Annotated in this window: 8 protein-coding genes; 6 read left to right on the top strand and 2 right to left on the bottom strand. The window is 41.3% G+C overall.

What is annotated here, in order from left to right:
• Positions 1–7 precede the first annotated feature (7 nt).
• The 5 genes from RXX31_RS15435 (at position 8) to RXX31_RS15455 (ending at position 9,770) form a co-directional block, all read left to right on the top strand.
• Complete coding sequence (locus RXX31_RS15435) at positions 8–2,416, top strand: hypothetical protein (protein ID WP_317590444.1); 2,409 nt, start codon at positions 8–10, stop codon at positions 2,414–2,416.
• 196 nt (positions 2,417–2,612) lie between these two features.
• Positions 2,613–4,286 carry a class I SAM-dependent DNA methyltransferase gene (locus tag RXX31_RS15440; RefSeq protein ID WP_317590445.1) on the top strand — a complete coding sequence of 558 codons (1,674 nt, stop codon included), beginning with the start codon at positions 2,613–2,615 and terminating at the stop codon, positions 4,284–4,286.
• Positions 4,283–5,563 (top strand): restriction endonuclease subunit S, encoded by a 1,281-nt coding sequence (locus RXX31_RS15445; protein ID WP_317590446.1) that lies wholly within the window; start codon positions 4,283–4,285, stop codon positions 5,561–5,563. Before RXX31_RS15440 ends, RXX31_RS15445 begins: the two co-directional genes overlap by 4 nt.
• A 102-nt stretch (positions 5,564–5,665) precedes the next feature.
• Complete coding sequence (locus tag RXX31_RS15450; RefSeq protein WP_317590447.1) at positions 5,666–9,037, top strand: type I restriction endonuclease subunit R; 3,372 nt, start codon at positions 5,666–5,668, stop codon at positions 9,035–9,037.
• A 31-nt stretch (positions 9,038–9,068) separates the two neighbouring features.
• Positions 9,069–9,770, top strand: a complete 702-nt coding sequence (locus tag RXX31_RS15455; RefSeq protein ID WP_025604822.1) for a M48 family metallopeptidase — start codon at positions 9,069–9,071, stop codon at positions 9,768–9,770.
• A gap of 977 nt (positions 9,771–10,747) precedes the next feature.
• On the opposite strand, the gene RXX31_RS15460 is transcribed toward RXX31_RS15455, so the two are convergent.
• Both RXX31_RS15460 and RXX31_RS15465 read right to left on the bottom strand, forming a co-directional pair.
• Positions 10,748–11,338 carry a recombinase family protein gene (locus tag RXX31_RS15460; protein WP_317590577.1) on the bottom strand — a complete coding sequence of 197 codons (591 nt, stop codon included), beginning with the start codon at positions 11,336–11,338 and terminating at the stop codon, positions 10,748–10,750.
• A gap of 632 nt (positions 11,339–11,970) precedes the next feature.
• Positions 11,971–12,258, bottom strand: a complete 288-nt coding sequence (locus RXX31_RS15465) for a hypothetical protein (protein ID WP_317590449.1) — start codon at positions 12,256–12,258, stop codon at positions 11,971–11,973.
• A 787-nt stretch (positions 12,259–13,045) separates the two neighbouring features.
• Here RXX31_RS15465 and abiEi point away from each other — a divergent pair.
• The gene (gene abiEi / locus RXX31_RS15470; RefSeq protein WP_317590451.1) at positions 13,046–13,585 is read left to right on the top strand and encodes a type IV toxin-antitoxin system AbiEi family antitoxin; all 540 of its coding nucleotides are present in this window, start codon (positions 13,046–13,048) and stop codon (positions 13,583–13,585) included.
• Positions 13,586–13,633: the final 48 nt, after the last annotated feature.

Raw genomic sequence — 13,633 nt, forward strand, 5'->3', positions numbered from 1 at the left:
AGAATAAATGAACGTCATCGCGCAATCTCAAGCTACAGAACACACTCTACTTCAAACCTCAAAAGCTAAGTCGGTTTTCATTATGCTCGACCCGTGCCTTCAGCATCGCTCGAATGATCATCGAGTCGTTGCTCTACGCAACGACAGAAGCAATGCGATGGATGTCGTCCGATATTATCTAGATGCTGGCTATACGATTACATTAGTCGCCGATTCAAAGCTGTTCCCGACTCAAACGGCTAGATTAATGAAAAGCAACTACTGTGGAAGTCGTGTTCCAATGTTAGATAGCGCGACAGGGATTTACTACAGCCTAGAGAACTTTAGAAGCACTGTGACTTATCTAACCCTTTGCAACTCTCTATCACCGTGCAAAGAGACATCGCAGTGGCTTTCCAGACAATTGATTCGTACTGTTCCGCTTACAAACAGCACAACCGAGGCATGTGTTAACACCTTTCTGTCAGATTTACAGGGCGTTCAGAGTATTGAGTTATTGAGAGCTGCACTTGATGAGCAACTCGAACAGAATCGCAATAGAGTGCGAAAATTCATGTCTCCAACTCTTCAAACTAAGACTATCACCGTTGATTCATTGCGCTCTCCTCTGTGCTCACAGCTTATCAACGACAGCAAAACTCTTGCAGTAAGAGCGGCAACAGGCACTGGGAAGACCAAGCATCTATTTGGTCCATTAGCGAAAGCGGCTCGTAGCAAAAGCAAGAAGATCGTTTACCTGTCTTATCTGACCGCCCTGGTCGAACAATACTGTAATGACAATCTCGCAGTCAGCTACAACCAAGATTTATGCGAGCTAGAACAGGCGGATGCAATGGGGGTTGTTGTAAACAGCATTTGGAAATCTCATATTCGCTCTGTGCTTAATCAGGCGGATATTCTTATCATTGATGAGTTCGAAAAAGTACTGACGACTGTCGTATGTTCTGAACCAAGTAAACAATTACCCAAACAACAAGTTTTTGAAAGCTTGTCAGAAGCCATTCGTAATGTCCCACAATTGATTGTGGGTGACGCTGATCTTTCAGATATTAGCTTGAGTTACATCAAAGAGTTAAGAAGCGAAGTGACGCTATTGGATTGCACTGAGAACCCGTATTCTTCAATCAAAGCTGTGATCACAGATAAAAACCAGTACCTCTCTAACGTTTATCTTAAAGAGCGTCTCATTGAAGAAGATAAAGTGTTCCTGTTTGATTCTCTCGTCACACTTCGTCAGGTGGCTCAATCCCTAGGTTATGAAGATTCTAATAAGCTAGATAGTGAAGATGAAGCGCTAAAAGGAGGTGTCTTAATTATCCACGCTCACAATAAAGACATGCCTGCTCAAAAAGCCTTTTTGGAGAATCCAAACGAGGAGATTAAAAAGTATAAAGCAATCATGGCATCTCCTTGCTTAAGTTCAGGATTTTCAATTACTACGCACTTTACTAACAAAGTTGTGGTTTTCTGCGATAAGACGTTGACACCTCTAGAACTGATTAATTTTGCACGTCGATTTCGTACAGCAAAACAAATTTGGTTTGCCGTAGATGCATACAAAGATTTCATTACGCCACATGTCAAAGAGACGACGTACAAACCAGCAGTCCATGTCCAACCAACTGACAAGTTGAACATTTCATTCAACAACGTTAAAAAGCGCTTCTTCGCTCCCTTAGCGCTGCATTTGCATTTAACGTTGGAAGAACTCGGTTTTATGACCACATCGGCCCCATCCTCTTTTACGGCACAACTGTTTGCTCAAAAGAGTGTTACTAAAGCAGCCAAAGCGTACAAAGAGTTAGAAGTGCAAGCGATTGTATCCTCACCTGATTTAACTCAAGAACAAGCTTCCTGGTTATGGGCTAAAGACAGAAGGACATCTTCTGATAACGCTTCTTTAACTAAGTTTCAGATCAAACGGGATTACGGAGTGAAAAGGGTTACAGAAGATGATGTTAACTTCCACTTCAGATTCTTAGCCAATCGAAGTGTGTTTGATTCATTCCCGTTCGTGAATCGCTCTAGTGACAAAGTGGAAATCGAAACGAAGCACCATAGTACCGCTCATCTCATCTATGACCGAATTTTGAAAAAGTATGGATTTTCTGTCGATGGTGACGCCTTTTGGATTCATAAAGATGAGGTTCGCCAGATTGTAAAAACCTGTTATGTTAACCGAAAGCTATTGAACTGGGCTTTTAAAGATAGCTTACAAATTACCAAGCCTCTTCATCAGGAGGCAAAACCAAACAAGGCGACGTCATACCTTAAAAGACTCTTAAACTCATTGGGCTTTGAAGTTGGAACATTCCGCAGCAGTAGCAAGAAAGCAAAAGTAAAGATGCATAAAAACGCTCGTAATTATGCCTGCTTTAATTCAGCCCTATCCGAAACTACCAAGTCCGCAGCTTAACAACCAACACAGCCCTGCTACCACGACACTCATAAGGTAGCAGGGAGTATCCCCTATCAAATCATAATCTTACTACAGCGCTCAATTCCTGGATCTAAAGTCTCTTAATCGACGCTTGTTGCGTTATAATGCCCACAATTTTGTTCTTCGCTCAAACCAAGGTTCTGAGCGAGCCGTGAACGTTTAAGAGATTCTTATGACAACCAATACCGCAGTAGAAAAAATCAGCCTTGAAGAGCTAAAAACATGGCTTTGGGGCAGCGCAAACATCATGCGTGGCACCGTAGATAGCTCAGATTTTAAAAACTATATCTTTGGCCTCCTGTTCTTAAAACGCCTTTCAGACGTGTTTGACGAGCGTGTAGAAGCCGTGATGGAAGAAGAAGGTTGCAACGCTGAAGAAGCAATGGCGCAGATTCAGGAAGATAATCCAGAGCAATTCGTTCCTGTGTATGCACGTTGGAACAAGCTGATCGAAAGAACGGAAAATATTGGTGAGTACATCGATGAAGCCTTTGCTGAAATCGAACATCAAAACCCATCACTAGAAAAAGTGCTTACGGCTATTCAGTTTGGCGATAAAGAGAAGCTCAGCAATGAGTTACTAACTCGCCTACTCCGTCACTTTAACGAGCACAAGCTGGGCAATAAAAACCTCTACAAAGCCGACCTACTTGGCGATGCGTACGAGTATTTGATTGGCAAGTTTGCTGATGATGCTGGTAAGAAAGGCGGCGAGTTCTACACCCCTCATGAAGTTGTAGAACTTATCGTTAAGCTGATTGACCCACAACCAGGCCATGAAATTTACGATTTGACCTGTGGGTGTGGCGGCATGTTGGTTGAGTCCGCTCGTCACATCAAAGAGAACTACGAGAATGGCACCATCATGGGTAAACCTAACTGTAAACTTTACGGTCAGGAGAAGAACCTAGGAACATGGGCAATTGCCAAACTCAACATGTTCCTGCACAACCTAGATGGTGACATTAAGCGCGGCGATACACTGGTTAACCCATTACATAGAGATGGCGAAGGCCTTCAAACGTTTGACCGTGTGATTGCCAACCCTCCATTTTCAATCAAAAACTGGTGGGAACCATTGGAATTGAATGGCGGCAAAATAGTTGGCGATAACGACAAAGAAAGAAATGTTAAATACAGCACTGACCTTAAAGATCCTTATGGTCGATTTGGCCTTGGCGTTGCACCGAGGACGAAAGCAGATCTAGCCTTTGTTCAGCATATGGTTGCCTCAACGAAAGATGATGGTCGCATCGGCGTTGTCGTCCCTCACGGTGTACTTTTCCGTGAAGGTGATGAGGGTAAAATTCGTAAAGGTATGCTTATCGGCAACGATGAATTTAAAGGCGACTTGATCGAAGGTGTCGTTGGTTTGCCGCCTGCACTTTTCTTCAATACAGGTATTGCGGCTGCGGTATTAATCATTAATAAAGACAAACCTGCGGCACTGAAGAACAAGGTTATTTTCGTTGATGCTTCAGCCGAGTTTGGCGAAGGTAAAGCGATGAACTACCTTCGTGAAAGTGATATTAAACGTATCACGACCGAGTACAGCAAAGCGAAACAAACTTTAGTTGATGCAGGAGAGCAAACGGAAGATAAGCTTTCGGAGCTACTGGACACTGTCACTGTTGATAAGTACCTGCGTGTCGTTGATATCGCTGAAATCAAGCAAAATGACTTCAATCTCAATATCAGTCGTTATATTGATACTTCAGAAGATGAAGAGATCATATGTGTAAGTGAGAGCCTCAGACAACTGGAGAAAATCGATATCCAATTAGAACAATTGGATATAAAACTGAATTCAATGCTAGAGAGCCTTCCTGTTGAGGTTGCAAAATGACATTAACACAATGGAAATCTAAGTCACTAGGCTACATCTTAGAAAAAATTGTGGGCGGTGGCACTCCATCAAAAGCTAACCCCCAATATTGGGACGGAGATATTCCGTGGGCGAGTGTCAAAGACTTATCTTCAACAAAGCTTGATGATACCGCTGACAAAATATCCGAAAAGGGACTGAACAATAGTGCGAGCAACTTAATTCCTGCTGAGACTATCGTTATTCCAACTCGTATGGCTTTAGGTAAAGTAGCAATAACAACTCAGGCGATGGCAATAAACCAAGACCTGAAGGCTCTGTTTCCGAGCAAAGAAGTATGCAAAAGCTATCTTTTTCAGTGGCTGATCTTTCATGCAGAACAAATAGCTAGTTTGGGATCGGGGTCAACGGTTAAAGGAATTCGCCTTGAACAATTAAAAAAAATTCCTTTTAGCTACCCAACTCTTAAGGAAGAACAACAAAAAATCGCAGAATTCCTTTCAACAGTTGATAAGAAAATCGACCTTATCGACCAGAAAATTGCAGAAACCGAAAGGCTTAAAACAGGCTTAATGCAAAAGCTGTTTTCAGTAGGTGTCGGTGTTCAGGACGAGAATGGAAACTGGCAACCACATACTGAGTTCAAAGATTCTAAGTTAGGGAAAATACCTGACTCATGGAATTTAGGAACAGTAAAAGATATATCACCACTGCAAGGTGGTTATGCTTTTAAAAGTAAATCAGCGACTGAATCAGGTGTTAGGTGGTTAAAAATAGCGAACGTAGGCAAGCGAAGAGTTACTTGGGATAATGATAGTTACTTACCAGAAAAGTTTATAGAAGAACACTCAGACTTCCTTTTAAATGAAGGTGATATAGTAATTGCACTGACGAGACCAGTTTTAAGTGGAGAACTAAAGGTTGCTCGTTTATCGGGCAAAGATGCACCTGCGCTTTTAAACCAGAGAGTTGCAAGAATTAATGTTAACTGTAGTGTTGCTGATCCAGGATTTGTTTACTATCTGTTCGAAGATAAAAGAATGGCAAATAGCATATCTAAAGTTATTCTTGGAACAGATCCACCGAATATAAGTACTAAACAGATTGAGTCTTTTGATATTGCTATTCCTCCACTTGAAGAGCAAAAATCTATAAGAAAAGTACTGTCTAGTGTTAGCTCAAAAATTGACTTGCTTGTGCAGCAAAAAGTCGAAACCCAGCAACTAAAAAAAGGCTTGATGCAGAAGTTACTTACGGGCGAATGGCGAGTTCCTCTTGAGGAAACTGAAGCCGCTTAGCAATTGCCTCATGATGCCTTCAAGCGAAGGCATCTAAAAAAACAAAAAACGTAATTTAAATGAACAATAAAAAATGAATAACAATAAATAAAGGAACAAGGTATGTCAGGTCAGGCTGAATCATCGAATCCAGAACTCGTCGGGGTAGAACGCCCAGCGATTGAATGGTTAAAAACTCTTGGTTATCAGCACATTAAAGGTCGAGATGTAGAGCAAGCTCACAAGACCGAGCCTGTTATTCTAGAGTCGGTGTTAACTGACAGACTACACACCCTTAACCCTTGGCTGGCCGAGGTTCCAAACGGTGCAAACAAAGCGATTAAACAGCTCAGAGACATATGGTTTGAGCATAACAGCGACTTAATGCTGGCTAACCATGCGTTCTGGAAGCATGTTCTGTTTCAATCGAACCTGCAACAAAAAGACAAATATGGTCAACCTCGTAGCATCCGTTTTATCAACCAAACAGGTGCCGAGGGTAACTTATTCCATGTGGTGGATCAGTACGTCGGCAAAAATGCTAACGATGAACTTTTTAAACCCGATTTACTGTTATTCATTAATGGCTTACCCCTTGGCTTGATTGAGTGTAAAAACAGCTCAATTAAGCTCAGCAAAGGCATTGCACAAATTGATGGCTACCAAGGCACTTTTACTCAACACTTTGCCTTTAATATGGTCTGTGCTGCCATTAACCGCAGCCAAGCCAAGTATGGCGCTATATATGCGTCAGAACAGTTCTATCTAACTTACAAATTTGATCCGAAAAAGCCTGACGAGAACATTGTTCTTACCGAGTTAGAAAACCAATTAGGAAAGAAACCTACAGAGCAAGACAAACTACTGTGGGCATTATTCGAGCCTTCCCGCTTCGTGCGCTTAGTCTGTTTCTACCCTATGTATGAAATAGAAAAAGGCGTCATGATCAAAAAGCTGCCACGTTACCAACAGTGGCGTGCCGTAGAGAAGACGCTACTCCGTCTACAGGGTAAAGACCCACAGCTATTAGGCCAAGAACTTGGCGGCGTAGTTTGGCATACGCAAGGGAGTGGTAAATCACTGACGATGGCACTACTTGCCCGTTTAATGCGAGCCGAAATTTCTGGTTTCAATAACCCAAGTATTTTGATTCTTACCGATCGCACTGACCTTGACCGTCAGATCCACAATACCTTTACTAATGTCGGCCTTGAATCGATTAAAGCAGATTCCGTCGCTGGGCTAGAAGCCATGCTCAGCAATGACTACGGCACGATTTTCACTTCGACCGTTCAAAAGTTTCAAGAAAGCGATGGTAAGCAGATACAGGCCGCAAAAGAGTCTGAAGATGAGGATTCCATTGCAGACTCTAAAAGTCGTGTCAGACGCGTTTTGAGGAAGGATGATTCTGGGCAAGAACAATGCTGGATTTTAAAGGAGAACAATGTTCTTCACGGCCAAACTGATGCTAATGGCACCCCTAAAAAAGCCAAATGGGAACTCATCAGCGAAGAGAAAGTTGATTTTCGAGTTCTGAGTACCAAGCCAAACTTATTCGTGATGGTTGATGAAGCTCACCGCAGCCAGTATGGATTCCTTGCTGCATTTATGCGTGCTTCTTTACCTAATGCCAAGTTCATAGCATTTACTGGCACCCCGCTTTTTAAAGACGATAAAGAAACCCTGGGTACATTCGGCGGTAAAGAATACATCGATACTTACCGCCTCGACGAGGCGGTTGCAGATGGCGCGACACTGCCTATTAAATATCTTGAAGGTATGGCGCAATGGGGTAGCGACGGAAAGCTAAAACAAGCTTTTGAGGATGAATTTGGTAATGAGCCTTTAGCCCGTAAGAAAAAGCTAAAGCAAGAGTTACTCAAAAAACGTCGTGGTGCTATCGGGCGTATTGAGGAGAATGCTCGCCATCTCGTCGAACATTTTCTATCAAGTGTGAAGCCTCGCGGCTTTAAAGCCATGCTGGTATGTGACGGGCGTGATATGGCTGTTCGCTATAAAGACGTACTAAACCAAATCATGCAGGAGCGTCAAACCAAAGGTCTACCGACCTTTGAAAGCCGAGTGGTTATATCTCTCGGTAGTATGACAGATAAGCGAACAGGTATTAGCGACCAACAAGCTCATGCAGCATCAGGCTCAACATCAAAACTTGAAACTATCGAAGAGCGCATCAAACGGGAACTCAAACAAGGCCAAACACCGATAGCCCTACCGTCTGAAAAGATCCCAAGCTTCGTGAATGATGAATTTAAGCTGCCTTATGGTGATGAGTCTGCTAATACCAAAGAAGAAACCAAGTTTAACAACATTGGGTTAATCATCGTTTCTGACATGCTGTTAACTGGCTGGGATGCGCCTATTGTCAGCACTCTATATTTGGATAAACCGCTAAAAGAACATACTTTGCTTCAGGCTATTGCTCGTGTAAACCGAACTCGAAAAGGCAAGAAAGCAGGTTACATTGTCGATTATTTCGGTGTGGTTGAGTACCTAGATGAAGCACTGAAAGTTTATGGTGGTGACGTACAACCCGACCAAGTGTGGACGGACGTCGAAGCGGAGTTGCCACGTCTTCAATCTGCTTTGACAAAAGTGTTAGACATTCTTCCGAAAAAGCACAACCCAGTGAAACAGCCTGAACCTTACAAAGAGGATGCCGATCTCTACCTAGACCCAGATACTCGCCTAGATATTGTTGAAGACTTCCTCGTTGCTCTCGCTGGATTCAATAGCCGCTTAGATATCGTGTTACCCGACGAACGCGCATCTAAATATCAGCCTTACTTCAAAGTGCTGAATGAGATAAAACTCCAACTGCGCAACAAAATGCCTGAGAGTGCAGATACGGTTCGCATCACCGCATCTGAATCTGAGCTGCTTAAAAACATGCTCGACGAGCATATAGAAGCGAGTGAAGTTAAGAGCTTGCTAGGCCGTGAAGTTTCAATTCTGGATGCTGCGGATATGGATCTACTCCGCAAACAGAAAAGTGCAGGGAGTGCAGCGTTGGTCATGAAGAACAAACTCAAGCACACCATTAAAACGGGGAAAGGTAAAGATCCTGCCTTCTTTGGCGACTTGGAAGAAGAGCTAGAAAAGCTTATCCAAGATGAACGTGAAGGACGTATTGAACAAGCACTATTCCTAGAACAGCTAGAGCTTTTTGCTCAGCGTGTTCGTGATAAAGATGCCAAGCCATCTGAAATGGGCCTGGGAACAGCAACAGAGCGAGCCGTGTTCAACTACTTGGAAAAGCAAGTAGAGGAAGCTGAAGCTCTAGCATGGACTAAAGGCATCTTTAGCCACCCTGATATCGCTGAAGTCATGTTGTCACCGATATGGAAAAAGCAGACTGATATTCATAATGAGATCAAAAAAACAATCAGAACGATTTTACGTGGTCTTGGCGGCTGGGATATGACTGTAGCACGTCAGCACTCTGCTGAAATTTTCAGTATTATGCTGAACAACTGATCCTTTGCTTCATCAATGACGAAAGAAACACATGCCAATTTTTCAATACGGTACAACTGAAATCGAGTGGGAATTTAAGCTCGACTCAAAACTCAGTCACCACTACGTTACTGTAGAACGAGGTAAGACTGTTCTTCTCAGAGGCCCAAGTGCCTCTGAGGATGAGCAACGTGAGCTGATTCGTTACAGAGCAAGATGGATTAAAGAGCGCTTAGCGGAAGTCAATCAACCGTTAAAAGAAGAAATCGTCACAGGTAGCCGAGCGCCCTACCGTGGTCGTTCTTTCTATTGTGAAGTGATCCCTGCGCCAGAGTTATCGACGGTAGAAGTGAAGTTTAACCAAAGCCGTTTTAAAGTTCTTTCTCCCGAAGGCCACTTCGTCAGCCGTGAGCGATTCAAACCAGCTTTAGAACGTTTCTACAAACAGAAAGCCTTAGAAAAAATCGCTTCTCGCTTACGCTATTGGCAGCAGGAAACGGGCATGCAAGCCACGACTTTCCACATAAAAAAGTTTGATGCACGTTGGGCTAACTGCACCGAGAACAATGTTCTGGAGTTCCACCCTCGTTGCATGGAGTTTTCCAATAAGGTGATGGATTACATAATCCTTCATGAGCTATGTCATACCGTAGAAAAAAGCCATAGCAAAAACTTTTGGAAACTAGTCGCCAAGTATTGTCCTGACTGGAAAGAGCTGCATGAAGAGGTAGAGCGTTCAGGGATGGGGATCTAGCGGAGTCTACTGCACTTTAAAAATGTCAGGAGGCACTGCCCATTGCTCTAAATCTTTCACTCGCCCTCTACTCACGACTTTTTATTCGCTAATTTAATTGAATAACTTTCATCTTTTAGGAACCTAGCGAGAACAATGTTCTCGCAGTATCAAACTTAGGTGTTCAAATAGGTTTATGATACATACACACCAATTAAAACCACTCAACTAACAAATTTTAATTCAATATAGTTTTTAATGTTTTTCATTATACATAAAAAACTTTTTAGTCAAGTTGAAAAAACTCTTGATTAAGAAAAAACAATCTAATATATTAAATCCCGTAGCAAGAAGCAGAGCTTCTATCTAGAAAGTGGCTTAAAGATATATTTAAACTAATATTACTTCATCTTTAACAGTAAAAGTAATTCCTTCCACCTCACTGGTGGCTTAAAGAAAAATTAGTTTTAATACAAGTAAATGTATCACTATTTTATCCGCTAATAGATGGTTACACTTCCGCGCCAACTGGCGGTTAAGCGTTGGATAGAAGGCCGAGTTTATCTCGGCCTTTATTATTAATTGTAATACTGTTCTCAGGATCTTTAATTAATTCTATTTTTAGAAGATTATCTCTTTAGTTTTAATGATTAACTCTGGAAGCCTAGCTTATTAAAAGGAAGATCCTCCTACTTATCATTCGGAACATTGTTCTTCTACACAGTTTTTATTGATTATTCAAATAACCAATCTTTACTATTTTAGGGTTAGCATAAGAACATTGTTCCGAGTAAAGAGCAGTTCACTCTCGATATGATTATCAGGCATCAATTAGCAGCTTACTCAAAACTAGCGAAAGATAAGACTTCCACTGAATGTCGGCGAGAGAACCTGGTATTATTCGATAAGCTAAGCGAGAACAAGGTTCTTACAATATCGTTTAAACTTCTTAGCTAATAACTACTTCTGGTAGCTCTCGGTATCATGGAACATTGTTCTCATTGAACTCTTTCAGTTAGCCGCTTGTTCCAATGCCGCTTGACCGTGGGGACGGAGATGCCTAGAGCATGAGCTGTTTTGGATTGGCTCAGTCCTCTTACCCTACATTCTTGAACTTTTTGAGTTGTACTGATGGCTTCTGGTCGGCCAATCCGCTTACCCTCAGATTTAGCCCTAGCCTGCCCTTCCAATGTTCGCTCTCGAATTCGGTTTCGCTCAAATTCAGCAAATGCTGAGAACATTTGCAGCATCAATCGTCCTTCCGCTGAGCTTAGATCAGCGGTTGGCAGATCCAGAGAAATTGGTGTAACGCCCTTCTCTAACAGCATACTGATCGTATGCTGAACATCGATGTTATCTCTTCCAAGTCGATCTAGCTTTAATACAACTAGTTTGTCCCCTGGCTCTAGTTTATGCTCAATCAACATTTTGAACTCACGTCGTTCAGTTGCAGGCACACTACCAGAAACTGTTTCATGTACAATTCGGTGTTCTTGAACATCGTAGCCAGCATTTCTGATAGCTAAGATCTGATTTGACACAGTTTGCTCGCTAGTCGATACACGACAATAAGCGAATGTCCGTCCCATACTCTCCACAATACTCTCCTTTTTGGTATCACAACTAGTATCATCAATCAGTTGGGTATCATAAAAATCCAAACCCTATTTTATGAGACTGCAAACAGCTCACTCCCTTCTAGTGTCAGAAAACGGATGTTTGTTGATACTATAGGGGTGTTTACATCTCGCTAAAGTTGACTAGTTAAGTCAATAATTTTGGCAAACCACCTTTGTCTTAATAAAAATCGAGTAAATAAATCATTACTAATAGATAAACAGCATTACTCTGGAGTTATTTATGTATAATAAAAAACAAATTCAGTTTAAAAAACCTTGACATTAAAATCCAACATGAAAAATTAAATTTTATTTATTTAATTTTTCATGATATAACTATTATAACTGTTATAACTATTATAAAGTTATAATTCTAATATAAGGTTGGCCTTTTAAAAAATGAAGTTTAAGACGAAACAAGCTTAAATTATTGCAAAAATTCTTCTGCCACTATTGGCACTTTCAATGCCTGCATTGACACATTGATTGCCAATCTTGGCAAATTCTCTTGCCAAGATCTTTACTTACGGAATTTCCAAGGCTTTTATCACTTGCCTAACACAATTCAATAGGCTTTAACGTTGTGCAAAAAAAAAGCAACGTTAGAATACGTTGAATGTCTCATTTTTTCTTGACTTATAACGGTTACAACCATACAAACCAGGCACTCGACATTCTTTCTTTTCTTTAATAGATTGTCTTTTTGAACGAATCTGGGGAACATTGTTCTTTTCATCTAAATTAATAGCATTTGCTCTACGTAATGCTTCTTCATCCGAAATATCGTTATAAACGACTTGAAATCTATTTGGCTTAGTTTCACATTCTTCTCTTGCAGATAGATAACTCATTTCACGATTACGCTTAGAATAAACCAGGACTTGAGACATATCCGACAACCCTCTTAATATATATAGATAATTTCAATGACCATTATATTTATCAAGTAATATTATCTTTGTAAAGGACCTCTAATTACTATTTTTAACTCACATTAACATTTAATTATTAAATAAAAACCTTTTGATTTTTTAATTATTAAATTAGAGAAATAATAATTAGTTAAACTCCTACAAAAAAATGAAAAAGATCAGATTCTGGGCTATTAGTGATGCGATTTCTCTCCTCAAAGAACCACATATTCATCACCATGAATTCTCGGTTAGGATCCTAACCGAGAAAGAACATCGGATTCTAGCTACGATTAGTACTGCTATTTCCCCTAGCCTCATAGCAACCACGCCCATCACTATAAATTCCAAGTTAGGATCCTAACCGAGAATGGACATCGGAGTCTGGCTGTGCGCTTAGTACTGCTATTTTCCTAGCCTAAAAGTAACCATATTCATCCCATAAATTCGGGGTTAGGATCCTAACCGAGAATGAACATCGTATCTGACGATTAGTGCTGCCATTTCCTCACCTCAAAGCAACCATAATCATCCCCATAAATTCCGAGTTAGGATCCTAACCGAGAATAGGGAATCAGCTTTTGACTATTGGTACTGCCATTTCCTTGGTCTCATAGCAACCACATTCATCACTACAAATTCCAAGTTAGGATCCTAACTCGGAAAAACCAATCAGGGATCAGGAAGGGTATTAACGACCACCAATTACTATCTTCAATCACAAGTGTACAAAAATATATGCCATACTTACTTTTTATGACTACTTATGAGCATTGAAGTGAAGATTGAGGATGCATTGGAGCGCCTGCATAAATTTGACAGGCGAGGTATACACGTTTACCGAAAAAGTGACCTCAGGAGATTATTTTTTGATGACTCACTTACAGCATTCCAGCAAAGTTTACCTCGTTTGGTGAAAGCTGGAGTACTAGAGCGGGTGTGCAACGGTGTTTATGTATTCTCATACAGTCGTCATAAGGACGGTTATACCATTGAATACATTGCTAAATGCTTGCGACGAGGAGAGTACAACTACATCTCTCTAGAATCGGCGCTTTCAGAATACAGTGTCATTTCTCAAGTGATGCTCGATCGAATTACTATCATGACAACGGGGCGCAAAGGGGAGTTTAGAACCTCCTACGGCGTTATCGAGTTCACGCATACCAAACGTGATGATATTGACATTATCAACAATACTATAACTTCAGATCGGCCCCTGCGGATTGCGAAAAAAGAAGCTGCGATTCGAGATTTGAAAAGGGTTGGCAGAAACACACACTTAATTGTGACGAATCACAAGTAGGCAGATGCTGGCACTCCCAAAAAACACACAACTCATTTGGACAAAACC

The organism is Vibrio sp. EA2 (genome assembly GCF_033042495.1).
Classification (GTDB): domain Bacteria; phylum Pseudomonadota; class Gammaproteobacteria; order Enterobacterales; family Vibrionaceae; genus Vibrio.